General features: G+C 42.3%; 22 protein-coding genes and 1 pseudogene. 13 read left to right on the top strand and 10 right to left on the bottom strand.

The genetic code is table 11. The features are described 5' to 3' along the window. Nucleotides 1-107: 107 nt before the first annotated feature. Nucleotides 108-726, top strand: a pseudogene (locus KUA50_RS01555) (aminoacetone oxidase family FAD-binding enzyme); the annotation flags it as partial. 4 nt (nucleotides 727-730) lie between these two features. On the opposite strand, the gene KUA50_RS01550 reads toward KUA50_RS01555, so the two are convergent. The 5 genes from KUA50_RS01550 to KUA50_RS01530 form a co-directional block, all read right to left on the bottom strand. Next, the gene (locus KUA50_RS01550) at nucleotides 731-1,738 is read right to left on the bottom strand and encodes an alpha/beta hydrolase (RefSeq protein WP_256624227.1); all 1,008 of its coding nucleotides are present in this window, start codon (nucleotides 1,736-1,738) and stop codon (nucleotides 731-733) included. Nucleotides 1,739-1,911: 173 nt separating this feature from the next. Next, entirely contained in the window at nucleotides 1,912-4,026 is a 2,115-nt protein-coding gene (locus KUA50_RS01545) for a TonB-dependent receptor domain-containing protein (protein WP_218456726.1), read from the bottom strand. 36 nt (nucleotides 4,027-4,062) lie between these two features. Then, entirely contained in the window at nucleotides 4,063-6,108 is a 2,046-nt protein-coding gene (locus KUA50_RS01540) for a hypothetical protein (RefSeq protein ID WP_218456727.1), read from the bottom strand. Nucleotides 6,109-6,290: 182 nt separating this feature from the next. Next, nucleotides 6,291-6,479: a hypothetical protein gene (locus KUA50_RS01535; RefSeq protein WP_218456728.1), complete on the bottom strand. Its 189-nt coding sequence runs from the start codon at nucleotides 6,477-6,479 to the stop codon at nucleotides 6,291-6,293. Beyond that, nucleotides 6,455-6,610 carry a sigma factor gene (locus tag KUA50_RS01530; protein ID WP_218456729.1) on the bottom strand — a complete coding sequence of 52 codons (156 nt, stop codon included), beginning with the start codon at nucleotides 6,608-6,610 and terminating at the stop codon, nucleotides 6,455-6,457. The genes KUA50_RS01535 and KUA50_RS01530 overlap by 25 nt, the downstream gene beginning before the upstream one ends. 184 nt (nucleotides 6,611-6,794) lie before the next feature. Here KUA50_RS01530 and KUA50_RS01525 point away from each other — a divergent pair, with 184 nt between their 5' ends. The 5 genes from KUA50_RS01525 to KUA50_RS01505 all read left to right on the top strand — a co-directional run bounded on the left by KUA50_RS01525 (nucleotide 6,795) and on the right by KUA50_RS01505 (nucleotide 10,314). Further along, nucleotides 6,795-7,091: a nucleotidyltransferase family protein gene (locus KUA50_RS01525; protein WP_117664352.1), complete on the top strand. Its 297-nt coding sequence runs from the start codon at nucleotides 6,795-6,797 to the stop codon at nucleotides 7,089-7,091. Beyond that, on the top strand, nucleotides 7,075-7,404 hold the full coding sequence (locus tag KUA50_RS01520; protein WP_218456730.1) for a DUF86 domain-containing protein: 330 nt from the start codon (nucleotides 7,075-7,077) through the stop codon (nucleotides 7,402-7,404). Before KUA50_RS01525 ends, KUA50_RS01520 begins: the two co-directional genes overlap by 17 nt. Nucleotides 7,405-7,657: 253 nt before the next feature. After that, a complete protein-coding gene (locus KUA50_RS01515; protein ID WP_218456731.1) occupies nucleotides 7,658-8,425 on the top strand; it encodes a radical SAM protein in 768 nt (255 codons plus the stop codon). Between the two features lie 80 nt (nucleotides 8,426-8,505). Then, nucleotides 8,506-9,327 carry a bifunctional hydroxymethylpyrimidine kinase/phosphomethylpyrimidine kinase gene (locus KUA50_RS01510; protein ID WP_218456732.1) on the top strand — a complete coding sequence of 274 codons (822 nt, stop codon included), beginning with the start codon at nucleotides 8,506-8,508 and terminating at the stop codon, nucleotides 9,325-9,327. A 48-nt stretch (nucleotides 9,328-9,375) separates the two neighbouring features. Further along, a complete protein-coding gene (locus tag KUA50_RS01505; RefSeq protein ID WP_218456733.1) occupies nucleotides 9,376-10,314 on the top strand; it encodes a DMT family transporter in 939 nt (312 codons plus the stop codon). A gap of 44 nt (nucleotides 10,315-10,358) precedes the next feature. On the opposite strand, the gene KUA50_RS01500 is transcribed toward KUA50_RS01505, so the two are convergent. Then, nucleotides 10,359-12,455, bottom strand: a complete 2,097-nt coding sequence (locus KUA50_RS01500; protein ID WP_218456734.1) for a hypothetical protein — start codon at nucleotides 12,453-12,455, stop codon at nucleotides 10,359-10,361. Between the two features lie 201 nt (nucleotides 12,456-12,656). Between KUA50_RS01500 and KUA50_RS01495 the strand changes: the two genes are divergently transcribed. Then, on the top strand, nucleotides 12,657-13,430 hold the full coding sequence (locus KUA50_RS01495; protein ID WP_256624228.1) for a helix-turn-helix domain-containing protein: 774 nt from the start codon (nucleotides 12,657-12,659) through the stop codon (nucleotides 13,428-13,430). 93 nt (nucleotides 13,431-13,523) lie between these two features. Further along, nucleotides 13,524-14,081, top strand: a complete 558-nt coding sequence (locus KUA50_RS01490; protein ID WP_218456735.1) for a hypothetical protein — start codon at nucleotides 13,524-13,526, stop codon at nucleotides 14,079-14,081. A 125-nt stretch (nucleotides 14,082-14,206) separates the two neighbouring features. Here KUA50_RS01490 and KUA50_RS01485 read toward each other — a convergent pair whose 3' ends face one another. The 3 genes from KUA50_RS01485 to KUA50_RS01475 all read right to left on the bottom strand — a co-directional run bounded on the left by KUA50_RS01485 (nucleotide 14,207) and on the right by KUA50_RS01475 (nucleotide 17,711). Next, a complete protein-coding gene (locus tag KUA50_RS01485; protein ID WP_218420347.1) occupies nucleotides 14,207-15,004 on the bottom strand; it encodes an Ig-like domain-containing protein in 798 nt (265 codons plus the stop codon). 119 nt (nucleotides 15,005-15,123) lie between these two features. Next, nucleotides 15,124-15,918, bottom strand: coding sequence for a class I SAM-dependent methyltransferase (locus KUA50_RS01480; RefSeq protein ID WP_218456736.1), 795 nt, complete (start codon nucleotides 15,916-15,918; stop codon nucleotides 15,124-15,126). A gap of 74 nt (nucleotides 15,919-15,992) precedes the next feature. Then, a complete protein-coding gene (locus tag KUA50_RS01475) occupies nucleotides 15,993-17,711 on the bottom strand; it encodes a sigma-70 family RNA polymerase sigma factor (protein ID WP_218456737.1) in 1,719 nt (572 codons plus the stop codon). 154 nt (nucleotides 17,712-17,865) lie between these two features. Here KUA50_RS01475 and KUA50_RS01470 point away from each other — a divergent pair, with 154 nt between their 5' ends. The 3 genes from KUA50_RS01470 to KUA50_RS01460 all read left to right on the top strand — a co-directional run bounded on the left by KUA50_RS01470 (nucleotide 17,866) and on the right by KUA50_RS01460 (nucleotide 22,585). Beyond that, the gene (locus tag KUA50_RS01470; RefSeq protein WP_218456738.1) at nucleotides 17,866-19,431 is read left to right on the top strand and encodes an ATP-binding protein; all 1,566 of its coding nucleotides are present in this window, start codon (nucleotides 17,866-17,868) and stop codon (nucleotides 19,429-19,431) included. 185 nt (nucleotides 19,432-19,616) lie between these two features. After that, the gene (locus KUA50_RS01465) at nucleotides 19,617-21,941 is read left to right on the top strand and encodes a TonB-dependent receptor domain-containing protein (RefSeq protein ID WP_218456739.1); all 2,325 of its coding nucleotides are present in this window, start codon (nucleotides 19,617-19,619) and stop codon (nucleotides 21,939-21,941) included. Nucleotides 21,942-21,991: 50 nt separating this feature from the next. Beyond that, nucleotides 21,992-22,585, top strand: coding sequence for a hypothetical protein (locus KUA50_RS01460; RefSeq protein WP_218456740.1), 594 nt, complete (start codon nucleotides 21,992-21,994; stop codon nucleotides 22,583-22,585). Nucleotides 22,586-22,591: 6 nt separating this feature from the next. Here the strand turns inward: KUA50_RS01460 and KUA50_RS01455 are convergent, their stop codons facing one another. After that, nucleotides 22,592-23,350, bottom strand: a complete 759-nt coding sequence (locus KUA50_RS01455; protein ID WP_218456741.1) for a helix-turn-helix transcriptional regulator — start codon at nucleotides 23,348-23,350, stop codon at nucleotides 22,592-22,594. Nucleotides 23,351-23,704: 354 nt separating this feature from the next. On the opposite strand from KUA50_RS01455, the gene KUA50_RS01450 reads away from it, so the two are divergent. Further along, the gene (locus KUA50_RS01450) at nucleotides 23,705-24,550 is read left to right on the top strand and encodes an N-acetylmuramic acid 6-phosphate etherase (RefSeq protein WP_218456742.1); all 846 of its coding nucleotides are present in this window, start codon (nucleotides 23,705-23,707) and stop codon (nucleotides 24,548-24,550) included. A 40-nt stretch (nucleotides 24,551-24,590) separates the two neighbouring features. After that, nucleotides 24,591-25,382: an SDR family NAD(P)-dependent oxidoreductase gene (locus KUA50_RS01445; protein WP_218456743.1), complete on the top strand. Its 792-nt coding sequence runs from the start codon at nucleotides 24,591-24,593 to the stop codon at nucleotides 25,380-25,382. Nucleotides 25,383-25,461 lie beyond the last annotated feature (79 nt).

Raw genomic sequence — 25,461 nt, 5'->3', positions numbered from 1 at the left:
CGCCGCTAAGTTACGAAGAAAAATCGGAATGACAAAAAAAATCTGGTTTTATTTTGCCATGTCTTCTTTTTATGCTAACTTTGCATCCTAATCATCAAAAATACAATATGCCACAAACACTACATATTGCAATCATCGGTGGGGGTGCCGCAGGATTCTTTGCAGCAATAGAAGCCAAGCGCAACTTCCCTCACGCCGACATCACCATATTCGAGAAGAATTCAAAGGTACTTGCCAAGGTGGAAATCACGGGAGGAAGGCCAATGCGTGTTTCCGCAATCGCAGGATTCACACAGCATCATCGACTGTCTGGTGAATACCGCCAAGCGACTGGGCGTAAAGATACAATGCAACCACCTGCTCACCGCCATCACGGAACTGGAGGATGAGCGCCTGCTCCTGGATTTCAAGGTTTCAAAAGAAAAGGGAAATCTATCGGGTGCATCTTCTGCCTCTTTTCAGAAAGCATCTTCTGCCTCTCATCCCGTTTCCGAAATCAGACAGATAGCTTTCCACCGGGTAGCCATCACCACTGGCGGTCATTCCAAGATGGAAAACTTCAAGCATCTCTCAGATTTAGGACATGCGATAGAACAGCCTATCCCATCGCTCTTCACCTTCAACATAGCCGACAAGACTTTTAGTCCGCTCCTCATCACCCATTGGGGCATGAGCGGTCCTGCCGTGCTGAAACTCTCCTCTCATGCTGCCCGCCATTTGCATGAATAGCCTATTTCTCTTTCGATACAAAGTCTTTCACGATGCGGGTGTATTCCTCGTGATGGTCGCGATATGCCATAGCATGAACGGAACCTTTGGCGATGAAGATGGCTTTACGGCCTTTCGTCTTTGCCTCATAAAGCGGATGAAGCATGGCGTAGGGCACGAAGGCATCCTTATCGCCATGGATAAAGAGCATCGGTTTGGTGCTCTTGCGAACCTGCTCTATCTGCTGAGCCTCGGCAAACGACCAGCCGTAGCGATGCTGGCAAAGGGCGGAAGTGGTATTCATCAGCGGGAAGGCTGGCAAGCCAAACTGGTCTTTGAGCTGAGCAGCAAACTCATCCCACACGCTGGTATAGCCGCAATCCTCCACAAAGCACTTCACGTAATCGGGAGTCTTCTCCCCCGATACTGCCATCGTGGTTGCCGCACCCATCGAAATACCGTGAATCACCTGACGGGTATTCTTCACTCTTCGTTCTTCACCCTTCACTTTAAAAATCTCATTGGCGATTTCCGACCATCTGATGACATCCCATCTATCCTTCCATCCCATCTGGATATGGTCGCCCTCGCTCTCTCCATGTCCATACAGATCTGGCAGGAGCACATTATACCCCATATCGTGATTATAGAGATAGGCGATGTGCAGCATTCCCTCGGAGCGCACCTGATAGCCATGCACCACCACGGCAGTCTTTTCCGTAGTCTTCGGTGCATAGAGATAGATGGCATGGGCCTTGTAGCCCGATGGCATCGTGACAAAGGTATCCTTCACACAATGATACTGATACACGGAGTCCATCCAGCCAACCATCCAGGGGCACTCGTTCTTCATTCTGTTCTTCCAATGCTCAGCCGTCATTCTCTCCTCCTTCGGATAGTTGAGCGAATAATTGAGCATATTGTTGCTGGCGCCATACAGTCCCAATATCACGAGCACCACCAAGCCCAAAGCCGAAGCGATGCCTATCTTTCTCATCTTTTCCTGTTTCATCTTCATTCTTATTGCCATTACATATATCTATTATAGAGTTTCCACTGCAAAATTAAGGAAAAAGATGGAAATGGCAAAGAAACGGAGGGAAAAATCCTATTAAATTGAAGCATAAAGCTGCATTTATATGGGTATATGAACTACGACAAACTATCGATAAGCATATCCCAGAATGGATAGAGTTTAAACAGTTACAATCTATCCATTTCCTTTTTCCCTGCCCCTTTACCTTTATATTTTGTTTTAACTGTATTAAACTTATATCTTACGATACATTCCACTGCCCTTACAGACGCAGCCTTTTCAATATAGACATCATTCATTCCGCTGAAAATGGTAAAAGTATTTTTGCGGGCAGTATTAAAGATGTCATTTGCAGACAACTTGACATTCCATTTTTCAGATAAGTCCTTAGCCAAAGAAAGATTTATCTGTCCAATACTCCCCATCTTAATATTCTCACTATTTCCCTCACTACGCCAACTGTAATTTACTGTCGCCATATAGTTGTTATGGAATTTGAAAATATTATTGAACTTAACTACAACCAAAGGATTGTCCACGTGCTTTATATTCCCTCTGTAATCAATCTTGTAAAATTGCGAGACAACACCACATGCCAATACGGGATAATAGCATTTCCAAAGGAATCCGGGCATAAAAGAAGCCATTATCTGTAAGTTAGACAGACTGTTTCTAGAATTTTTCTTTTTGAGCAAAGCAATAGTCTTCGAATCATCATAATATGTATATGATGTTATTATTTGGTTTTGCACCTTTTTATAATTAGCAGTTAATGCCAGCCAGCGATACCTCAAATTCAAAGTGATATTGTCGCTATAGGATGGTTGCAAATACGGATTTCCACTTTGATAGAGATATTTGTTAACATAGTGAACCGTGTTGCTCAACTGAGAGTACAATGGACGATAGCATTGCTTAGAATAGCTCAGCTGCACCATAGTTTTTCCAATGGGCAGAGACAATGAAGCTGTCGGGAAAAACTTATCATAAACATGTGACTGTTCGTGATTTTTTCTGCCACCTATAAAATATTCACTGTTCACATGCTCATACCTGCCACCGATACGGAATGTTACATTGCCTAGATGCTGCATAGTTTCAACGTAATATGCCATATTCAGCTCCTGTATTTTATTGTTCTCGCCTGCCATAATGCTATTTTCACTTTCTGAATTTTCCTCACGGCTACTATTGGTGAAATCTACTCCAAAGCTAAAATTTCCTTTAAGAAATGGGTGTGACGCATATAATTCCGTTGCCATTAACCTAGCATGCCCAACATCTTTTATTCCGAAATCCTGATTGATGCCGGTTTGCTCTATAACATTTTGATTTTCACGTGTTTTTTTCCACATTAAATCAAAAGTCATTTCCAAATTCCATTTTCCCCAAACCCCATGGCAATATCCATCTAACAAATGTTCCAAATCTCTTAATTTGATATCCTTGTATGCAGAAGTCTCACTTTCAATTACATCATCAGAATATAATGATGACATAATGCTAGAATTGGTCTTTGTTGGAGCATAAGATACTTGATAAAATGCGCCAAATGAGAGTTTTGGAAATGAGGAAAAATCAAATCCCCATTTACCATCAATCAAGTTTGAGTGCTGTGTCGATTTCATCGTCGTATTCTGCTGATGATGTGACGAGAGCCATGAATTCTGAACATTTTTGCTAGAGTTCGTATCCTTGCCTTTCTCAAATCCAAACGTTCCAAAAACATCAAACTTGTCTGCCCTATAGTTCAAGTCCAAATTGTCTTTGCCATACAGATAATTACGATAACCAAAAGTCGCGATGTTATCAAAGGAGAAACCATCCCCAACCTTTTTAATGGTTGTTATCTTTATGATGGAACCTACGGTTGATGCATAACGTGAACTTGGATTCGTTATAACTGTTATCTTATCTATTTGGTTAGCCTTCAATTGCTCAACTTCTATATTATTGCGGACAATATGTCCATTGATATAGAAGACTGGTTTTCCCTTGCCAAAAACTTCAATGGAACCATTATTATTCAGTACACCAGGCAACATACCCATAACGTCTTTTGCAAAACCAAGTTTTTCCAAAACGGTACCTTTGACTTCTGTCACAAAGCCTTCGCTGTTCAACTTTGCCAAAGGGCGGGTTGCTCTTACAACAACCTCCCTTAATTGCAGAGTATCCTTTCCAAAATTTTGGTTAGCGATACCAGTCTGTGCCAAACAGATTTGAGCTAAAATCAAATGAAATATAATACCAACAAATCTTTTTACCTTAAAATCTAACATTTTTATCCGTTCCTATATCTTTTGTTTTATAATACTCTACTCCACTCTTAACAAAGAGCTGTTTATATTCTTATTAACATCCTTCTCTACTTTTTGGGTCTTCCTGCCAAAGTCGAAGGAGTAAGCAACCTTGATGCTGGCATATTGCGAAGCCGTCTGGTCTTTGATGCTCTTACTGTAGCTGTAGATAGGCAAATCCAGCCAATATCGCTTCTCCTGCTTTTGGAAAGGCGATGCTGCCTGAAGTTCTACATAGAGGTTGCCCCTGCTGTAAGAACACGACATTCCATAGTCGATAGGAGTCTTGCTTATCACCAAAGCAGCTTCATCTAAAGACTTCTTGCCAAAATGCAGGTAAGGCTTCAAGGCAAAATCACCCATGAACATATTCAACCCAAGATTACCCGTCAAATTGTTGTTATGCTTCGACCAGGTAGTCTTCACCTCCGCATGGTTATATCTGATATCTCCCGACAGATTGGCAAACTTACACAGTTTGTACTGCAAGGCGAGGATAGCAGAATAATATTGAGCATTTCCACCATTCGAGTAAGTCTTCACTATTTTCCCGTTTGCCTCATCCAGGTAATAATCATCAGTTACAGGATGATGATTGTAACGGAATTGTCCGATGGCAGAAATACTCAACCTGTTGAAACGCCCCATATAATATAAATAGGTGTTGATGCCATGCGATTTCTTCAGTTCGGGCATTCCCTTTTCTATCATGTGGGAATTGACCTGAATCATAGCCCGGTTGATGACATCCATACCATGATTGGAGTTCACAAAGTTGAATGACCACAAGAGCATTCCCTTATTCAGCTGGTATTGCACATTCGTATTGATGCGAGGAGACAGCTGGCTAAAACTGTTGTCTCCATGCAGATGATATTGAAGCCAATCCAATCCGATGCGGTTTTTCAGGCTCAAGCGCCTGCTAACCTGGAAATTATAGGAGAAGAAAAATAACGACTCCCCTTTCCACAGATGCTGCCAAAGTTCGCAATTGCCGGAATAATCGGCATTCCAGACATCGTGGTAATGAAACAGTTCCACAGATAAGGAATGCTTTTGAGAGAAATAATTATAGATGGCAGACAGCTGGAACGACAGTGCATTCTCGTCTTCATCGGTCATTGCCTCGAAAGGCTGTTCCTGACAAAGACGATGATAGGAGTTGGCAGAATACTTGCCATGTACTCCCAAAGTAAGCGTCTGATTCTTGCTTAATGGTAAGTTGGCGTTCAGGTCAATCTTAGGAGACAGACTCTTCTTCCGGATATTTGAGAATACATTCGTCTCTGTGCTTTCCCTCGCAAAACCAGAAGATACATTTCTTGGAGTAGAGAGGTTGACGAGCGTAAACTTGCCCACCCAATATCTCTTTCCCTTCTGGTTCTGATAGCGGAACTGCATATATTCCAGATGATTCCGGTAAGAATTCTTACTATAGCTCTCCCTTTCAAATAGGGATTGTGGAAACTGATAGTTCTCATTGTTCCAGGTCTCAGTACCATCTACATGACTATAGTTTGCACCAGCAAACACAGTATAGGAATTGTTACCTTTTACATAATTGGTGGCAACGTTATAGTCGCCATGGTCATATCCCATCGTCTGCAGTCCGTCAGCCTGCACATATCCTCCATATCGGTATTGTTTGGTGATGAAGTTGACGACAAGCTTATCCTTGGCGTATTTTCCAGATGGAGCATCATGATATTCTATCTTCTCGATGTCACGAGGACGGAGCATCTGTATTTCCCGGATGTCGCATTCCTGCCCATTCAGATACAAGGTGGCTTGCAGTCCCATCACATCCACCTGATTCGACTTCGCGTCGATGATGAGTCCTGGGATATTCAGGTTTTCCAACACCCCGAATCCATTGACCGCATGTTTTCGTTGCTGGCTGTTGGGATAGATGACGAGATGATTACCCACACGACTGATATTGGAGGCTGATACCACCACATCATCCAAAGCTTTAGTAGAGACAATAGAGTCCTTCCCAGTGTTCTGAGCGAACACGGGCACAGCAGCCATCAGCAGTCCAAAAGAGCAAAAAACCGTCTTCATTCTTACAATATGTTTTTATTTCATCATTATCTAGTACAAAAGTACACATTATTATCCAAAGCCCTTACATCTCTTCCGTTAAATTTGTATAACTGCATCAAATTACCACTTCTATCCAGTTCGTCATCCCTCCTAGCCTGAATGTATTCCCGTTTTTTGTTATACATCATCTCTAAAAAAAACTAACTCATAGCATCCGTCTCATGAACAGGACCTAGAATCGTACGACTTTCATCGTCATCATATTTCACTTTGTCTACATGCTTCCCATCTTCTTTCACCTCATAATCAGAATACGACATTCCTTCCCGATAGCACAGTCGGATGACGGAAGCTGTCTGGTCGGTCAGGTCATGGTCGATGCAATCCACGGCAGCCTGCCATCACTCACCACATCCCTCGCCTCCTCATTATCATGGAGCAAGGCAAAGGCGAAGCGATACATCTGCTCGTAATGGTCGTGGAACAGCCGTTCCATCCGCTGTTCATTTTCTTCTGTCATCACGTCATTTTCTTCTTGTTTCTACTCTTATATACAAGCTTTCCTGAAATCAATTACCCCTAAAATGAAGAAATCTTCTACTTCCTTTGGAAAAACCGATGCAAAGGTAATAAAAAACTAGAAAAAGTTTGCACTTTCGAATAAAAAGTGTATCTTTGCAGCAAAGAAACAACATCATTACAATATGGGTAAACGAGCCATTATAGAAGCTTTACGCCATTATTTCAGCACCCAACCCGTACTGAAAGCTTGGCTGTTCGGTTCTTTCTCCAGAGGGGAAGAAACGAAGGATAGCGATGTCGATATTATGGTTTCTTTGGACAAGAGCAAACCTATTGGTTTAAAATTCTTTGGCATGTGGAATGATTTGGAAGAACTCTTAGGTAGAAAAGTTGATTTGGTATCAGAAGGAACCTTACTCCCTTTTGCACAGGAATCAGTAGAACGTGATAAAATCTTAGTATATGAGAGAACGAAGTAGAGATAAAAACCGCCTAGAGCACATGCTCCAGGCGATAGAAAGAATCTGCCGATATACAAAAGGTAAAAACTTTGAGGATTTTATCGCAGACGACATGATGTATTACGCAGTAGTCAAGAACATAGAAATTCTTGGAGAAGCTTCGAATATGCTTACCGAAGAATTTCGACAAGCACATCCTAAGACTCCTTGGAAACAAGTGGAATGCATCTGGCCAGATTGTACATCTTCGCGTAATGCTGACGGAATAACTGTTCTATCTCCTTTTTTCTGTTCATATACTACTATACAGTTGAACCAAGCGAAAAACTAAGCAAAACATCAACTTTTTTGTTTTTTTCTTTAAATCCGAATCGAAATCACCAAGATTCTCCACAGATTTGAATGCAAAAGTACACAATCTATCGGAGATAGAAGACTAACGGTTAGGATAAATCGATTTTCAGTTGATTTATTTGTTCATTCCAACATTTTTTAGTACTTTTGCCCTCCAAATTACAAACAAGTAAATAAAATTGGTATTACCAAGATAAAAAAGAATAGATTAGATAAAGGAAAATAAGAATATGTCAACGATTATTTATCCATCACCGATATTCGGACCCGTGAATTCCCGCCGTCTGGGAGTTTCATTGGGCATCAACCTCATGCCATCTGATGGCAAGGTCTGTTCATTCGACTGCGTTTATTGCGAATGCGGATTCAACGCCGACTTCCGTCCTAAGAAGAAGCGCCCTACCCGCGAGGAGGTAAGAGAAGGATTGGAGAAGGTTCTGAAAGAGCGCCACAACAACAACCAGCCTTTGGACGACATCACCTTCGCAGGAAACGGTGAACCAACGGGGCATCCAGACTTCAAGGGAATCGTGGAAGATACGATGGAACTCTGCAAGAAGTATTTCCCAGGAGTACAGGTTTCCGTACTCAGCAACGCCACCTATATATATAAGGAGGAAGTGAGAGAGGCGCTGATGCTCGTGGATAACAACATCCTGAAACTGGATACCGTGGATATGGATTACATCAAGAAGCTGGACCGCCCTCAGCAGCCTAACTACGACGTGAAGGATGTAATCAAATATCTGAAGATGTTCAAGGGGCACGTCATCATCCAGACCATGTTCCTGAGAGGTGACGGTTTGGACAATACCAGCGAGCATTTCGTAGCTCCTTGGCTGGAGGCAGTGAAAGACATCCAGCCTCAGCAGGTAATGGTTTATACCATCGCCCGCGAAACACCAGACAAATTGCTGGAAAAGGCACCAAAGGAAGTACTCGATGCCATCAAGGAACGAGTAGAAGCATTGGGCATCAAGTGTACAGCCTCTTATTAAAAGATAATTAGGATTTGATATTTGTTAAAGACTTGCGATGAAGCAAAGAAGAACAAAGAAAAGAAAGAAGAAAAAAAACGATGAAAGCAAAAAGTAATATCCTTATTATCAGCGACATGTGTGGTTACGGTAAGGTATCAGCCGCCGTTCAGATGCCCATCCTCTCTTATATGGGACTCGACGTGTTCAATCTGCCCACCATGCTCATCAGCAATACCTTCCCATACGGCAAGTACGCCATTCTGGAATGCACTTCGTATATCGAGGAAGCCTTGCAGAAGTGGAACGAACTGGGCATTCACTTCGATGCCATCACCACGGGTTTCATGGCTTCGGAGCGTCAGGCGAAGTTAGTGGCACGTTATTGCAGAGAACAGGCAGCACTGGGCACCGACATCTATGTGGATCCAGTGATGGGCGATTACGGCAAGCTCTATGGTGGAGCCAGTGAGAGTACCGTGAGATGCATGAAGGAGATGCTGAGCGTATCGCATCTCTGTTTTCCCAACTATACCGAGGCTTGCCTGCTGACGGATTCGGAATACAAGGAAGAGGGAATCTCGGAGAAGGAAGCCTATGAACTGATAGATAAACTGAGAGTCATCGGTTCCCACTCTGTGCTCATCACCTCGTGCATCGTAGAGGGTCAGCATGCCGTAGTAGGTTTCAATCATCTTACAGAAGAGTATTTCCTCCTACCCTACGAAGAAATCCCAGTTCAGTTCCCAGGCACCGGCGACATCTTCTCCAGCATCATCGTGGGCAGACTGAAGGATGGCGATCATCTTCGCCATGCCACCCGCATCGCCATGGATACCCTGCGCAACTGGATAGACATCAATAAGGATGACAAGGACAAGAACCGCGGTATTCCGATAGAAAGACATCTGGGGGACTTGTAGATTGCCATTTAGCAAACACAGAAGCAAGGGAATACCAATTAAGTTATAATGGAAAAGAAAGAAACAAATACACTCAGTATATTTCAGCGCCCGGTATGGGTAAGCCTGTTCGCCCTTACGGCTGCGATCTCGTGGGGATGGGCTTACCCATTGATCAAAATGGGAATGGAAGAATATCAGATTACAGCAGACATGACCGGAAGCAAGATGCTTTTCGCTGGCATCCGCTTCTTCATCTCCGGCATCATCATCCTTGCCATCGCCAGAAGCTCGCATCGCGAATTCGGATTCAAGAAGAAAGCAGTTCAAGAGAATGTCTGGTTCCTTCTCCTCTATGCACTCCTCAACACCACCCTTCATTATGCCTTCTTCTATTTCGGACTCTCTCATAATGCAGGAGCACGTTCGGCGATACTCAATTCGATGAGCGTCTTCACGGTGGTTATCTTTGCCTGCATCTTCTTCAAGAGCGACAGGATGACGTGGCGAAAGGCATTGGGCTGCATCATCGGCTTCCTGGGCATCCTTGCCTTGAACCTTGGCGGAAAGGAAAGCGGAAGTTTCACATTCCTGGGCGATGGTATGATTATCCTCAATGCCCTGTGTGGAGCCAGTGCTTCCCTGCTGACCCGAGGATTGAGCAAGAGAGTGGATGTTTTCGTAGGAACCGGTTATTCGCTGAGCATCGGTGGAGCCTTGCTGGTGATTCCCGCATTGTTAATGGGTGGCTATCTGCCAGTCATCAGCCTCTGGGGCATCACCATCCTTCTGCTGCTCATTGCCATCTCAACCATCAGTTTCGCTCTCTACAACAAATTATTGAGCTGCAATCCCGTAGGAAAGGTAGCGATATACAATTCGCTCATCCCCGTAGTAGGAGCCATCACCTCCTGCCTCTGTCTTGGCGAAACCTTTTACTGGAAGTATCTGATAGCAGGCGCATTGGCTACTGCCGGAATTTATATCATCAATAAAGGGAAGAAATAAATTCCGGCTGTTGCCCATGCAACCCATATAGAAAGCAAAGCCACCTATTTCAAGATACCCGTTTCGCGCTCCTCATTGTTGATATTTCGCTGTATCTTACGGTATTCCTTTCCCCGATTGATATTCCAGGCAACACCGATACGGAACAAATTACCTCCCGAATTGTCATATCCACTAACCTGCTTACGGAGCAAGGCGTTGACGATTTCTGCTGAATAGGATTTCGGATGAGCCATAAACGGATTATGCATATAGAGCGTAAAATCGAAATCACCTATATGATAACTGGCTGAGGCTGCCAATGAAGGAGGATTATGCCCGATGTGCTCTCCCTCCATAAAGTTCCAACCGTTATCAGCATACAGTATCACAGTCCATTTTCCCCAATATCCCTGTAATGTTCCACCATAATTATAAGCGGTATAACAATGACTGTACTCATCGCCCTTATTGAAAAAACGGTAAATACCTGCATTCACAGATAATATAAGGTGATCGGGAATAATGTCAAACCGGGTATCATTCGTAAGATACAACATATTACAATGGGGCTGATTCGTCTGGGAATAAAGAAACTGATCATTTTCCGTGCGGGTGTATTTCGCCAAATCACAATGACGATTGATGCGATAATTCAAGGTAAAATCAGTATTTATCCTTGGTTTACTGAAAGAGAACGCAACCCAGTTTTCATATCTACTGTTAGGCTTAAGCGAAGGATTACCCACAGTCCATTCCATACTGTTCTTTCGAATACGGGTATCCGAAATCATAGCTATCTGCGAAATATGCTGTGATAATTCACTTCCCAAGCGAATCTGAAACGAAGATGTCAAGCAATAAGCCAATGTGAGTTTCGGACGACAAAGCCAAAAACTAAAATCCTCATCTCCCTGTCGATAAGACTGATTACTCAACCCGAAGCCAGCTACATAAGTTAAACGGGATGTTCCTTCCTTGAATTGCCCCAAACTTCCCTTGATTTGTGCAAAACCATAAATACCCAATGAACGGATACCATTCTCGCTAACCACATCACCCAAATACTGATTATCCATATATTTCCAGTTCAAGTTGGTTCCTGCAGAAAAAGTAAAGGGTTTCAACCGGTTTTCATAGATAGCCTCGGCTATGAGCGAATAGGTCTTTCCATCTACCTGATATTGATAGGGTTCGCCCTCACCTTCATAATAGGCTCCTTTGGTGTGGATATAAGTGCCCAAAACATCTGCCGATAAAGACTGATGCTTGCCCAACTGATGATAGAAATACAAATCGAGAGCAGGAGTAAAATCCCTACCCTTGCTGGTTCTGCAAACAGGATACGCAGGCTTTCCAGATTCAGAAAACCACATCTCATTCGATGTATAAGGCTGATTGCTGAAATCCGTGGTAAGCGTTGTCTGGAATACATATAATGCAGAATCAGCCAGATTATACTTCAACTGCAATGTATTACCATAATTTTGAGTTGCCCCATTCTTGATTTTTCTAGATATCTGATACTCAGAACCATCATGTAGAAGATATTGAGCATTCTCATTATATTCGGATGCCTTATTATCCACATAAGTCTGCTCATATAAAATATTCAATTGGCTCTTGCCTCTGTTGACGGATGCATAGACATCGTTCGAACCAAGCTTGGTAGTTAGCGCATTGGTCAAGTTGAAGCCCAAACTGCCACCCGATGAAGCCATGCGGGTATGAATATCTATCACGTATGCAATATTCTTTCCATATCTTACGCCAGGACTGTCGATATAATCTACACTCATAATAGAAGCTACATCCAGCATCTGCACGTCATGCATATTGGCGAGAATGCCATTGATACGAATCTGCACTTCTCCTTTATGATCGGTAGCAGAAATGGAACGGCCAGCCTCATCAACCCTGATATGAGGCAAAGCCAACTTTCCTAAAAGCGAAAAACCAGAAAAAGAACGCTGCTTCTGAATATCGCTTGGGAATATCAACTTGCCATCTTCCTTGTTGACTACTCGTGCCGCCTTCACAACAACCTCTTGCAAGGCTATAGAATCATTCGATACCTGCTGAATCTCCTGGGCACTTATTTCTGCACAAGAGATCAATGCCCACAGAATCACCATAGCTGTTAACAATTTACTTTTCTTCATTGTCATCATATACTTTTCTAAAACTTGTTTTCTGCTGCAAAGGTATCAAAAAGAGAAGACCGAAGCGAAAAATATGGCTGACATGAGTCTGACATTTATCAATTAACGAAAATTACATCAAAACTTACACCAACTTTCATTGAATTTCTGTACTTTTGCAATTGATTCGTTAAACAGTAACAGATTTAAACGATATAAAAAATGAAGTTGAAAGCATATCATTCCATCCTCATCTTCGCCATCCTTGTGATGTCTGCAGCATTCTCCAGCGTGAGCAACTACCGCAAGGCACAGTATGCCATTGTACAAGATATGAACAAAGCTTTGGCTCTGACTCTTCAGGAAAATAAATATCAATGGATTACGCCTGATACCATCCAGAGCTACCGCTCACATCTCAGCATCGACCTGCTGAAATCGACCAGTAATCTCTGCTATGTGATGGAAGACAGAAGAAGAGGCAAGAACAATTCTCAGCTGGTAAATAGCGCCAACCTGCTCAGCAGCAAACAGATGCTCCTCAACGAGCATTCTATCCAAAGTTATGCTAACTGTTCGATGGCAGATGTTTTGAGTATGAGCAACCAGCGGACATCTTTGACGCTTACCCTCATGGCTATGATTTGGGCAATTGCATCGCTATACTATCATCGCAGAAAACAACCCTGGAATCATGAGGCTGATATGTTCGGTACCATGTGCTATTCTCAAGACGAGGATTCCTTCTACAATCAGGAAAACGGACAAGCCATCAAGTTTACTCCGATGCAGCACCAGCTGATGCAACTCTTCTTCAACAATACGCATCATCAACTCTCCAAACAGGAGATTTGTAATGCTCTTTGGCCCAAGAAACCGGATGCCAGCGAAACGCTCTATACCTTGATTCGCCGTATCAAACCGGTGATTGAGCAGAATAGCAACCTCATGATTGAGTCGGAAAGAGGCAAGTCTTACCGACTGATTATCAGATAAGTTCAGAAATGTCAGCCAAATGTCATACTTATTATTTGGCTTTTTCCCATCTTCTTCATACCTTTGCTGCTAAAATATAAAAGTGGCAAAGATATGAAGAAGATTTTTTTGATAGCAGTTGTCTTGCTGATGATGATAAATTTCATCATCAACTATCACCATGAGATTACGAAAGAGAAACATACACCGATGGCGGATTTCAAGACCAAGGTAGAGATGGCACCCATGAAGGAATACAATGATCCGGACTTCGGCTACGTTGTCAAATATCCTTGCTTCTTCCAACAGGAGGATACTTCGGTATCGGGATACCAGGGCTATGCCCGCTTCTCATTCACTAATCATGCCAATATCATCCTGGAGAGTTACGTTACCCATAACTATAGCAATACCCTCCAGGCTTGTGCCGATTCTCTAGCCCAGAAGCTTCATTCGGAAAGGACGATGCAGGCATCGAATAAGGCATTCATCCTCTCTGGTCCTGTCTATGAAAACGGAGTAAGAGTAGATGGCTACAGTCATTACGATAAATTCATCAAGAGTGGCAGAATACTCTTCGTTTATTCCCTCACCTATCCCGACAGTTACAAGCCAGCCATGCCCCGACTGTTCAAACTCATAGACGACTGGAAGGTTTTAGGGGCATATTAATCTGCTTTGAAGATATCCTCACGAGCTTCTTGGGATTGTATAAATACAACAATCCCGAGGAAACGTTTCTTTAGAAATCTTTCCTCGGGATTTATCCACAAAAATATTACAAGAAACACTCTTACTTATTTGTCCGGCTCCAATTCCTCTATTGCACAAATGGCTTGTAGCTCGACCTTTTTAATGTGAGGATAAGTCTTCTTATAATTATCTGTCACATCTTTAAAGATACTCTCACCGTCACTATAGAATGTAGCCAAGACAACTGCTCTATAATCTTTGAAAGGCAACAAATACCAAACTTCTGTATTATCAGCATTTTGTTGGATGTTAAGAACTCCCTCCATACGAGTATTTCCTTCACTGTCAGTTATGGTAAGTCTTTTGGTTATAACACCAAAAGGATTATTAGTAGGAGTACGGAAAGTATAATATTTATAGAACTTGTCGTTCTCTATGGCATCGGCTGCGATAGCTGCGGAATCCTCGGAAGAAACGCCTTCAACTAAACATTTTCTATTTACCACATACATCGTTCTATATATCTTCCAACGGGCAGTCCAATTTTTTACTTCTACCTTTAAGATAGCAGAGTTTCCGTCTGAGTCGGTTACGGTTATAGTAGCATTTCCCTCAGAAACGCCACTTACGTATATCTCCTTCTCAGACTCATTTGAAGAACACGAAACCTTGGCAACACTATCATCAGAAGAAGTTGCTGATACTTTACCTTTAGCTCCATTAACATTCACCTTGCTGCCACTATCGGTATAGGTTGTAAGAGTGTTAATAACAATCTGCTTACCAGTAATTATATCACCGGTTACTTCGTCTTCAGTGAGCTGAATTCCAGAATCATCATCGCTACAACTTGTCAAACAGAGCAAAGCTGCTAATGCCATAAGAATCATTCTAATTTTCATACGCTTCTTTATATTAAAGGGTTATAACTAATTAATAAACGCAACTCGTTTTCAAAACTTGCATGAGATTTCTCTTTTTACTTTTTTATATTCTATCACTCTACAAGAGAGTATTACTTTTACGTATTGCTCAAATTCAATATGTACCAACAAGAAGTAGTGAAGAAATTTCTTGCATACTTAATTTTCCAAACAAAACGAGGCAACAGCGATGGAGTAAGCTGGAACTTCTGCTTATAATGAGGATTGATAAACCAAAACTTCTTGTCAACAACAGAGAATTCACATCTTTTTATCAATTTTTCAAATAACTCTATACTTGTCCTGCACTCTTTTATGCTCATCAGCTCGCTTATAGTACCCTCTTCCTCTTTGCATAGTTTCAATAATGAATTATACATAGAGTTTGGTAACAAATGTATGAATGGAAAGTGCGAACAGAGTTTGCTTCGGCAAATCTGTTGATGTCCACCAAACGGCATCTGCCATGCAGGGAATCCGACAAAGAGAACGCCTGTTGACTTTAGAAAACTTTTGAGGTGTAACAGAAATTTTCCTTTCGCTGGAACATGTTCTATTACATCATGTAATAGTATCACGTCAAACTTTTCCTCTTCATTGATTGGCGCATGGTATTTCATAAAGTCGCAACACACGAATGTGGCATTTTCGCAGATTTCCGAAAAGTATGCTTTCGCATCTATTATTCTGCATTCAGCTATGTCTATTCCTGTAACTCTACAGCCAAGTTGGGCAAAGGGGACTAAATTGCCTCCTTCGCCACAACCCACCTCTAATACTCTACTTTCCGAAGTCAACTTTTTGAAAGTTGATAAGTAGCTGACGTAAAACTCTTTTGATGTAATTTCCAAGTCATGGAAGTACATTTTTCTATCTGTATGTCTTTTCTGCATATCTATATAATGTTTTGACCTTTTATCATATAGATACAAATTTGCCAAAAAGACTGCATGCAAAAAGAGACTTTTTACCAAGAGAACCTTATTCCAAACGGAACGGTAAATGTGAATGGACGTTCTGTCCAAGCATTCTTAATACAGCTACCATTCGGAATGTACCAATTCATGGTTGGTTCTATAAACAGATTCAGATTTGGTGCAAACTGATATTGGATTCCGATGTTTGTATTTACAGACCACTGTATCGGGAGCGTCAGTTTCCAATCTGTTGTGTATGCAGACTTATCTCCAACGATATAATCTGCATCAGTTTTTCCATATATAGGAATCAGAATTCCAGTGCCTACAGAACCATAAGTTGACAATCTCTTGAACTTCATAAATTGATAAGACAGTTTGAAAGGAACACCAAGATAGTGGAGCTTTTGTTCCTTGTCAACACGATAGCTGCCAGTACCAAGAATGAGATATGATTTCAGATAAGAATATTGAAGTCCTGTCTCTAAACTCCATCTTTTACCTATGTTTTTATTTACAGCAATGCTCAATGTTATTGGCTTGTCATGATGTTCTACTTCTACTATTTCTCCACTATTGTGGTCTGCAATATCTGCCATGGCTACATTTTCTGTAGTAGGGTCTGCCTGGGATATGCGATGTAGCTCTTTTGCATAGTCTTCCCATGTCGTGAAATACTTCCCTGAAGGGATGGTTGGGCCTGTTGGCAGGTCCGGACCAGAAGGCAAATCACTAGTAATATCGTTACTTTTCATAAACTTACATACACTCTGTACAAGAGTCGTACCCAAAGAACCTGCAGCCAGTAATTGCCACTTATTCTTTTTGTGAACCTCAAGATTTTCTGTAATCCATGATTCCTTATAGAGATTAGGGGCGATGATAGAATCTTTTACCAAGATACTATCAGTTCTATTTACAGCAAACTGCTTTTCATCTTGCAATGTATCTGTTATATTTGCAATTATATTATGTTTTATTTCCGTTGTGTCATCACGCATTGCTGCTATAGTCTCTATGGTTAGTATCTTGTGATAATGAGTACATGGATTCTGCTTTGGGGTACAGTTTGTAGAGTCAACATCGTTCTTTGATGCTGGACTAACTGGACCTTTTATTTTACGTCTGCGTGTTATATTGGTATCATTTTCTGAAATAAGCTGTTTTTTGGTTATAAGTTGCTTATATACAGGAATAATGATGAGAACCAATACCATAATTAGTATTGTTCTCTTGCTCAATTTGTTTCTCAACAAAGCCTTAGCTCTCGCTAATTGCGAAGAAGAACTGTGTGGAGCTATATCAAGCAACTTTGCAATTTCCTGATGAGACAAACCATCTAGCACAGAAAGCTTGAATACCTTTTTGTATCCAACTGGTAATTTATCAATTTCAGCCATAATATCCTCGTATTGGATAGAAGATACTGTATTTCTACAATCATCACAGCTGTCAATCACACTTTCATCTATGTCTGATAAAGAAATATATCTAAATGTATTACCCTTTTCTTTGTATTTTAATGCAAGATTAGAAGTTATACTTGTAAGCCATTGACCGAATCTGTTAGGATTCTTCAAATCTTTCAAAGATACAAGCGCTAGTATAAATGCATCTTGGACAAGGTCATCAATGACATCCTTGTCCTCTTTAAGAATATTGATACATATACCTTTCATTTTAGGATAATATATCTGATACAATGTGCTGAAAGCACTATTATCTCCTTGTTTTGCTTTAAATACTAAAGTTTGTATATTTGAATCCATGAGTATATTATTTTGCACAATTTATCCATATATAGATATGAAACCAGCATGAATACTGCACGAAAAATTGTTAAAGAACATAAAAGCGCTTGATTATTTGCATATATCAAATAATAATTGTACATTTGTGGTGAAAATATAAACATCGAAGATTATGGCACTTAAGTTATATCCATTAGGCATACAGACTTTCGAGCGAATCCGCAAGGAAAACAAGCTCTATATCGACAAGACGGAATACGTTTACCGCCTGACGCACACCAGCGGTACCTATTTCTTCTTGGGACGTCCACGCCGCTTTGGAAAATCCCTGTTTCTCACCACCCTCCAGAGTTACTTTGAAGGCAAGAAAGACTTATTCAATGGTCTTGCCATCGAAAAGCTGGAAAAGGAGTGGACAGAATATCCTGTGCTCCACTTTGATTTGAGCGGAGGCAAACACATGAATAAAGAACAGCTGGAGAGATATCTCGCATTCATACTGGAAACAGAAGAAAAGAAATGGGGTATCACACAGCCACAAATTGATGCCAATAACCGATTGACAGAACTGATCAATACTACATACGAGAAATCCGGAAAACAGGTAGTCGTGCTTATTGATGAATATGATGCGCCCATACTGGATGTGGCTCACGAGCAAGAACAGTTAGATACCTTGCGCAATATCATGCGCAACTTCTTCAGTCCTCTGAAATTCAGCGAAGCTAAACTACGCTTTGTCTTCCTGACAGGCATCACCAAGTTCTCGCAAGTCAGCATCTTCAGCGAACTGAACAACATCACCAACATATCCATGAATGATGATTATGCTGGTATCTGTGGCATCACCAAAGAAGAACTTCTGATGCAGATGTCGGAAGATATTGACGAACTTGCCCGAAGAAGAAACATAACGAAAGAACAAGTCATCGACAAGTTAAAAGAGAATTATGACGGCTATCATTTCACAAGATTCTCACCCGATATCTTCAATCCATATAGCCTGCTGAATTGCTTTGCAGAAAACAAGTTCGGATCCTATTGGTTTACTTCCGGCACTCCAACTTATCTCATCAATATGATGCGCAAATATCAAGTAGTTCCTACAGATATCATCACCCGAGTGGAGGCTGATGCCAGTGAGTTTGATGCTCCTACGGAGAATATGCCAACCATCATGCCGCTGCTTTACCAAAGTGGATATATCACCATCAAGGAATATCATGAAGACTACAACTATTACGTTCTTGATGTTCCTAACAAGGAGGTAAAAATGGGACTGACCAAGGCACTGATTCCATCATACGTCACACAGAATACGCTTGCAACAACCAATACAGCCCGTCGTATCGCACAGGCATTGGATAAGCAGAATATGGAGGAGGCATTAACCTTACTCCAAACATTCCTGGGAACTGTTCCTTACTGCAACAACGCTCATTATGAGGGACATTACCAGCAGATGCTCTTCATCATATTCTCTCTGCTTACAGACTATCAGGTGGACGTTGAAGTTCATACACCCAACGGCAGAGTTGACATCGTATTGCTCACCCATACAGACCTTTTCCTGTTGGAGATTAAGCTGGACAGGAGCGCGAAGTCTGCAATGCAGCAAATCAACCTGAAGAACTATCACAAACGATTTGCGCTAAGCGGCAAGCCAATAACCAAGGTCGGCATCAACTTCGACAGTAAAACTGGGAATATCGAAAATTGGGTAATCGAAAAAGCATAAGATAAAAAATGCTTTTACCTTATTTATCCCCTATCACCAGGCGCTATCTATTCTTTCTTTTTATACACAAAAGTGTAATTCTTAAGCCGCACTCTTGAGAAATACACTTTTGTGTCAAAGGCTTTTTCATATAAAGCTATACTTTTGCAGCAGAAAAATAAAGAATCAAGCAAAACTGTAGCAATATGAAGGAAAAAGTAATTTTTACCACAGCGTTGTGCCTCTCGGCTATGACTCCGATGATGGCACAGAATATCATCGGCAAGGTGATGAATACCAAGGGAGAACCTTTGGCGCTTGCCAATGTAGTATTATTGAATAGAACAGACTCGGCTTTCGTCAAGGGCGCAGTGAGTGGAGAAGATGGCAGCTTTGTCATCGACTCTTCCTGCAACGGCGGAATCATCAAGGTGACATCCGTAGGCTATAAGACAATCTGCAAGGATTGCACAGGTGAGAATGTGGGCATTATCAAGATGGAAGAAGACAGTAAGATGCTCGGCGAAGTTGTCGTGAAGTCATCCCTGCCTAAGACTATCCTGAAGAATGGCGGAATGACAACAACCATTGTCGGATCCGTACTTGAGAAGGCAGGAACCATGGAGAACCTGCTCGACCGCATCCCTAACGTGTCTGCCCAGAATGGCAGCATCAAGGTATTCGGTCGCGGTGAGCCTGTTATCTATATCAATGGACGACAGATGAGAGACAAGAGCGAGCTGGACCGTTTGCATTCCGACAACATCAAGTCGGTGGAAGTCATCACTAACCCTGGTGCCCGTTACGCTGCCAGCACCAAGGCGGTCATCCGTATCACAACTAAGAAGATACAAGGCGAGGGCTTCGGATTTGACGCTACAACAGAAGGATCGTACGACGAGAAAAAGAACATTGGAGGATATGGCAGGCTGAATATGAACTATCGCAAGAATGGATTAGAGCTGGGCGCATACGCTTTTGGAGCAAAGCAGTACCAGCCAAACAATCAAGACTTACAACAGAAGACTTATCTTGACAAGACCTGGAACCAGAAAAGTGAGATAAGACAAGTAGGTATTATCGAAGCTATGAACTTTCGCTTGGATGCCAGCTACCAGTTGGATGCCAACAACTCTATAGGTGCCAACTTTGGTTTTCTTAGAAATCCTAAGCAAACATGGAACGGCGATATGAGTTCTTTGATATTGCAAGACGGAGATTTGTCTGAAAGTTCTGATAGTCATGCTGATTTCTTTTGGCAGAAGAATAATCTTTCAAGCAATATTTACTATGTAGGAAAGATTGGTAAGCTCAGCATCGATTTCAATACAGATTGGCTATGGTCGAAGGAATACCAGAACGATGTTACCAAAGAGCAATATCAGGAGGTGGGAATGGATGCACAAAGCCAAACGGCTCATAGCTTGACTAACAAGGATTATCATTTGCTTGCTTCCAAGCTGGTGCTTTCTTACCCATTATTAGGAGGTAATTTGTCTTTGGGTGGTGAATATTCCAATACCCATCGTACCTCAAAGTATCAAGTGGTGCCAACTAACTTGGTATCGGATGACGACAGCCGTATTACAGAAAGTATGACATCTTCATTCTTGACCTATTCAAGAGATTTCGGTAATCTGAGTTTGGAGGCAGGTATGAGATACGAGTACATCGACTTCAACTACTATGAATATGGTAAGTATATGCCTGGGCAAAGCAAGTCGTATGGCAACTGGTTCCCATCGCTCAGCTTATCGATGCCTGTGGGCAAGGTACAGATGCAGTTGAGCTATGCTACCGACATCAATCGTCCTTCCTATAATTACTTGCGTAGCGGTATTCAGTATGACAACCGCTACACGTATGAAACCGGAAATCCATTCTTAGTGTCTGAGATAAGCAAAAATCTCAACTACGAGTTAGCTTACAAGTGGTTGACTTTCGATATGACCTACAGCCATACTTCGCATACGATGATGTCGAATATGGAGACTTACAAAGACAATCCTGCAATAGGACTGCTTAAGCCCGTGAATGGAAAGGCATATAATCATGTAGAAGCTTCCGTCAACTTATGCCCTTCGTTTGGCATTTGGCATCCTTCATTTACGGCATCTGTAACAAAACAGTGGCTTGATATGGATGCACATGATGGCAAAATATCCAACAATCCGATGGCAGTATTCAACTTTAATAACACCTTCAACACCAAGTTGGCAATGTTAACGTGGATGATGTCGTATACCACAAAAGGATATGAGAGAAATATATATTTATATAAGCCAAAATTTTGTACCAATGTATCTGTATATAAGTCTTTCTTGAAAGACCGTTTGTCGTTCCAGCTCTTTGTCTATGATTTGTTTGGACACATTAGCCACATGAGTGCTCATTATGGCAAAATGAAGGACTTGATTGTTGATGGACTGTCAACAAGCAAAGTTTCGCTTACTGTACGGTATAAGTTCAACACTACAAGAAGCAAATATAAGGGTACGGGTGCTGGAGAAAGCCAGAAGAACAGAATGTAATCTGTCTGCAGCATCCAGTAATGGTGTAATGACAATAAATCTCTCTATAAATGAACAATCCAATAAAATTGTTGATTAGTGGCGCAGACATGGGAAGCTTGATAGCCTCCTGTGCCTTGCACCATGACTTCCATGAAAGCTCTCGGCAGGAAGATAGATTTCAAATCTATCGCATAGAAAAGGATACGCTGACGATGGAAGATGTGGATGCATGCCCCTTGTCGGGCATCCGATATGCGGTGAATGCAACCTTGCATGACAACGAAGCCTCTTTTGCTTTCGATGAGAAATGTAAGGAGCAGGGCATCACCGTTATCCATGCCGTCAATCTTGGCAAGGCTGCCTTTCTCGCTGTAGAGAAACCGAAAGGCTATCCATTCAGCGAAGTAGTGAAAAAAGGAACGGATGATTTCCGTTGCTCATTAGGCAAGTATATCTCGCAGTACGGTATGTTCTGGCAGATGCCTGTGCCTTGGATAGATGAAGCCATCAGGCATTATTCCAATGAGTCTTTCCCGCAACTGGGCATCGGGGCATATATTGCCGCCGGCTATTGTGCCAACATTCTCACAAACCTTGCGGAAGGCAAGGAGGTGAAATACTTCCCCAAATTCTATCTCTCGCCATTGTTGGAAGAGATATGATTGCGATTATATCATCTGATAGTTTGTGGCATGAAACAGTGCCTCGGCAATATTCTTCACGCCAAGCTTGGCGAAAAGGTTGCGCTTGCAAGCCTTTATAGTGTCAACCGATTTGCATAGTCGGTCGGCAATATCATTCATCGTGTAACCTTGGGCAGACAATCTCAAAACATCTCTCTCTGTCTCGCTCAAGGTTATGCCTTCTTTCTTTTCCCACTTGTGGCGCAATGTGGAATATTCAAAATAGCTACGCTCACCATTCTTCTGCATAATGATATGTCCCGGTTCATCGGTTGCTGCCAATGATACGGTGCAGAGGGCAAGCCAGATTCTTCCATCATCAGAAAGAAGTATCGGAGTGAGGTGATGATGAATCAATCGGCTATGCCTGCCATTGGTAAGATGAAAGTCGTACGAGATGGTATAGTCCAGACGGTCGCCTACGGGCAATTCGTTGAAAAGGTCAAAACCTTTCTTGTTCACTTCGAGCAGCATCTGCAGGTCGGCATCCGGAACATGGTCGATATACATCTGATAGCCTGCGTCCATCAACTGCTCCGGTTCCAATCCGCAGAGATAAGCGAGGTTATCTGATGCATAGATGAAGTTCTGATGAAAATAGTCGATGATATAGACACACTGGTAGGTGCTGCGGGCAAAGGCTTTTGCCGCATTCACCAATAATTCTATCTTCTCGTAATCTTCTCTGTTGATATGATTCACCTCGTTAGAATGGAGGAAGAAATCGTCTTTTTCTTTATTCATAAGCTATTCTGAATATTACTCTTTCTATCTGTTCTCCGATTCATTAAGCCATCGAATCTATTTTTTAATACGCTATTCGGATACAAAAATACATATTTTTATTTGATTACAACTCTATCGTATTGTTTATTTACAGATAATTAACCGTAAAAGACGCTTAATCACCACTCATCCATATTAGTGCCATTTTTACTTGGTAGTTTAAGAATAAAAGATTATCTTTGTATCGCTAAACAGAAAGAAGAAAACGATGGATCTTAAATATGTGATTCATTATCCTCCCAATACTGGAGGAAGAATACTATAAACGAAAGTTAGAACCCATCGAACGATACACCCTAAAGATAAAGTAATATGCCAAATAAAGAAGAAAAGAGAATAACTGAGCAAAGCTCGCTCTACGAACATCTCGAAAAGATGAGCGTGGCTGAACTCACCGCCCATATCAATGCTGAAAACCAGAAGGTGGCTCAGGCAATAGAAAAAGCATTACCAGCCATCAACCAACTGATTTCCGCCATCGAAGGGCAGCTGACGAAGGGCGGAAGACTTTTCTATGCCGGTTGCGGAACAGGCGGAAGACTGGCCACGCTCGATACCATCGAAGTGCAGAACACCTACGGCATCGAAGGTTCACAGATACAAGCCATCTTCCCAGGAGGCATCGGCTGCCTTACACAAACTAGGGAATCAAGAGAAGACGACCTGGAGAATGGCTGGCATCAGCTCTGCGATAAACATATCTCAAAGCAGGATTTCGTACTCGGTTTTTCTGCCAGCGGCACAACCCCATTCGTGCTTTCCATCTTGCAGCATTGCAAGAAAGAAGGCATTCCTACGGGTTGCATCGTCAACAATCCTCACGCTCCCATCGCCCAAGCAGCCGATTATCCCGTAGAAGTCATCACAGGACCGGAATTTGTAACAGGAAGCACCCGCATGAAAGCAGGTTCATCGCAGAAGATGATTCTGGATATGATCAGCACTTCCCTTCAGATAAGACAAGGACGGGTGGAAGGCAACAAGATGGTGAACGCCAAGCTTATCAATCATAAACTCATCGACCGCGCTTGCCGCATCTTCATGGAACGCAATCCGGAATACACGGATTACGAGGAAGTGAAGCAACTGATACTGAAAGCAGGAAGCGTGAAGAAGGCGGAAGCCCTGCTGAAGAGTAAAAGCGATTTAGATGTTTAGATAGAGTTAGACAAGAATTCACCTTATTTAATAGGATAATATGGCAAAGAAAGCAATCGTAATGGGTGCCACATCTGGCATCGGAATGGAAGTAGCAAAACTGCTTGCGGCAAAAGGCTGGCAGGTGGGAATAGCCGGCAGAAGAATCGAGAGACTACAGACTCTGATTTCTGATAACAAAACAACCTTGCAAAGCGGCGGAACCATCTCTGATAACAAAGCAACGCCACAAGGCGGAATCATCTGTTATCAGCAAATCGATGTGACTTCCGCCGAAGCCCCTTCCCTGCTTCTCGAACTCATTGACAAGTTGGGAGGAATGGACCTGTATTTCCACAGTTCAGGCATTGGCTGGCAGAACAACTCGCTCGATATAGAAAAAGAGTTGAAGACCGTAGAAACCAATGGTTTGGGATTCACACGCATGGTAGATACGGCATTCAACTGGTTTGTCCACCACCATAGTAGCCAGAAGGCCCGCATAGCCTGCATCACTTCCATTGCCGGAACCAAAGGACTCGGTGCAGCCCCAGCCTATTCAGCCACCAAGCGATTCCAGAACCATTATCTCGAATGTCTTTCCCAACAGGCAAGAATGCGCCATCTCCCTATCTCCATCACGGATATCAGACCCGGATTTGTAAAGACAGACCTCATAGCAGGCAGTACTTATCCACTCCAGCTCCAACCAGAAGATGTAGCCAAGCACATCGTTCGTGCCATCGAAAAAGGAAAAGAAGTGAAAGTCATTGATTGGCGTTACGCTATCCTCGTGTTCTTCTGGCACCTCATCCCAAGAGGACTTTGGACCAGACTGAGAATCACAACCTGACGGTCGTAGCGATCCCCCCCTAAAGCAGGAACGTTACAGCGTTAGCCCAATGACCGCAAGGTCAAATCCGTGAAAATCC

The organism is Segatella hominis (assembly GCF_019249725.2).
In the GTDB taxonomy this organism is placed as follows: Bacteria; Bacteroidota; Bacteroidia; order Bacteroidales; family Bacteroidaceae; genus Prevotella.
The sequence above is the reverse complement of the archived record's forward strand: the minus strand, read 5'-3'. Positions and strand labels throughout refer to the sequence as shown.